Genomic DNA, 2,711 nt, shown 5'->3' with positions numbered 1-2,711 from the left:
GCGATTTCCCAAGTAGCGGCGAGCGAAACGGAAACAGCCCAAACCAGAGGGCTTGCCCTCTGGGGTTGTAGGACACTCTATACGGAGTTACAAAGGAACGGAGTAGATGAAGCGGTCTGGAAAGGCCGGCCAGAGAAGGTAACAGCCCTGTAGTCGAAACTTCGTTCCCTCCAGAGTGGATCCTGAGTACGGCGGGACACGTGAAACCCCGTCGGAATCCGGGAGGACCATCTCCCAAGGCTAAATACTCCCTAGTGACCGATAGTGAACCAGTACCGTGAGGGAAAGGTGAAAAGCACCCCGGGAGGGGAGTGAAAGAGAACCTGAAACCGTGTGCCTACAAGTAGTTGGAGCCCATTAACGGGTGACAGCGTGCCTTTTGTAGAATGAACCGGCGAGTTACGATCCCGTGCAAGGTTAAGCTGAAGAAGCGGAGCCGCAGCGAAAGCGAGTCTGAATAGGGCGACTAAGTACGTGGTCGTAGACCCGAAACCGTGTGATCTACCCATGTCCAGGGTGAAGTTCAGGTAACACTGAATGGAGGCCCGAACCCACGCACGTTGAAAAGTGCGGGGATGAGGTGTGGGTAGGGGTGAAATGCCAATCGAACACGGAGATAGCTGGTTCTCCCCGAAATAGCTTTAGGGCTAGCCTCGCGGCAAGAGTCCTGGAGGTAGAGCACTGATTGGACTAGGGGTCCCCACAGGATTACCGAATTCAGTCAAACTCCGAATGCCAGAGACTTATCCGCGGGAGTCAGACTGCGAGTGATAAGATCCGTAGTCGAAAGGGAAACAGCCCAGACCATCAGCTAAGGTCCCAAAGTATACGTTAAGTGGGAAAGGATGTGGAGTTGCCCAGACAACCAGGATGTTGGCTTAGAAGCAGCCACCATTTAAAGAGTGCGTAATAGCTCACTGGTCGAGTGACTCTGCGCCGAAAATGTACCGGGGCTAAACGTATCACCGAAGCTATGGATTGTACCTTTCGGTACAGTGGTAGGGGAGCGTTCAAAGCAGCAGTGAAGTCAGACCGGAAGGACTGGTGGAGCGCTTTGAAGTGAGAATGCCGGTATGAGTAGCGAAAGACAAGTGAGAATCTTGTCCATCGAAAGCCTAAGGTTTCCTGAGGAAGGCTCGTCCGCTCAGGGTTAGTCGGGACCTAAGCCGAGGCCGAAAGGCGTAGGCGATGGCCAACAGGTTGAAATTCCTGTACCACCTCCTTTCCGTTTGAACGACGGGGGGACGCAGGAAGGTAGGGAGAGCGCGCGAATGGAAATGCGCGTCCAAGCAGTTAGGCTGATGAATAGGCAAATCCGTTCATCGCTCAGGCTGAGCTGTGATGGCGAGGGAACTAGAGTACCGAAGTCCCTGATCCTACACTGCCAAGAAAAGCCTCTAGTGAGGAAAGAGGTGCCCGTACCGCAAACCGACACAGGTAGGCGAGGAGAGAATCCTAAGATGATCGGGAGAACTCTCGTTAAGGAACTCGGCAAAATGACCCCGTAACTTCGGGAGAAGGGGTGCTCTGGTAGGGTTTATCGCCCGAGAGAGCCGCAGTGAATAGATCCAAGCGACTGTTTAGCAAAAACACAGGTCTCTGCGAAGCCGCAAGGCGAAGTATAGGGGCTGACACCTGCCCGGTGCTGGAAGGTTAAGAGGAGGGGTTATCCTTTGGGAGAAGCTCTGAATTGAAGCCCCAGTAAACGGCGGCCGTAACTATAACGGTCCTAAGGTAGCGAAATTCCTTGTCGGGTAAGTTCCGACCCGCACGAAAGGTGTAACGACTTGGATACTGTCTCAACGAGAGACCCGGTGAAATTATAGTACCTGTGAAGATGCAGGTTACCCGCGACAGGACGGAAAGACCCCATGGAGCTTTACTGCAGCTTGATATTGGATTTTGGTACAGTTTGTACAGGATAGGTAGGAGCCTGAGAAGCGTGAGCGCCAGCTTACGTGGAGGCGTCGGTGGGATACTACTCTGACTGTATTGAAATTCTAACCTGGAGCCGTGATCCGGTTCGGAGACAGTGTCAGGCGGGCAGTTTGACTGGGGCGGTCGCCTCCCAAATCGTAACGGAGGCGCCCAAAGGTTCCCTCAGAATGGTTGGAAATCATTCGCAGAGTGTAAAGGCAGAAGGGAGCTTGACTGCGAGACCTACAAGTCGAGCAGGGACGAAAGTCGGGCTTAGTGATCCGGTGGTTCCGCATGGAAGGGCCATCGCTCAACGGATAAAAGCTACCCTGGGGATAACAGGCTTATCTCCCCCAAGAGTCCACATCGACGGGGAGGTTTGGCACCTCGATGTCGGCTCATCGCATCCTGGGGCTGAAGTAGGTCCCAAGGGTTGGGCTGTTCGCCCATTAAAGCGGTACGCGAGCTGGGTTCAGAACGTCGTGAGACAGTTCGGTCCCTATCCGTCGCGGGCGCAGGAAATTTGAGAGGAGCTGTCCTTAGTACGAGAGGACCGGGATGGACACACCGCTGGTGTACCAGTTGTTCCGCCAGGGGCACCGCTGGGTAGCTATGTGTGGACGGGATAAGTGCTGAAAGCATCTAAGCATGAAGCCCCCCTCAAGATGAGATTTCCCATCACGTCAAGTGAGTAAGACCCCTTAGAGATGATGAGGTTGATAGGTCTGGTGTGGAAGCGTGGCGACACGTGGAGCTGACAGATACTAATCGGTCGAGGGCTTATCCTTATGTAA

At 54.0% G+C, this 2,711-nt stretch carries 1 rRNA gene; it reads left to right on the top strand.

The annotated features are described in order from the left end of the window. A 23S ribosomal RNA gene (locus tag WD019_RS21485) occupies positions 1-2,705 on the top strand; the annotation flags it as partial. Positions 2,706-2,711: the final 6 nt, after the last annotated feature.

This window comes from Fictibacillus sp. Mic-4, assembly GCF_049843615.1.
In the GTDB taxonomy this organism is placed as follows: domain Bacteria; phylum Bacillota; class Bacilli; order Bacillales; family Fictibacillaceae; genus Fictibacillus_A; species Fictibacillus_A gelatini.
This window is presented reverse-complemented; position numbering and strand designations above follow the sequence as displayed.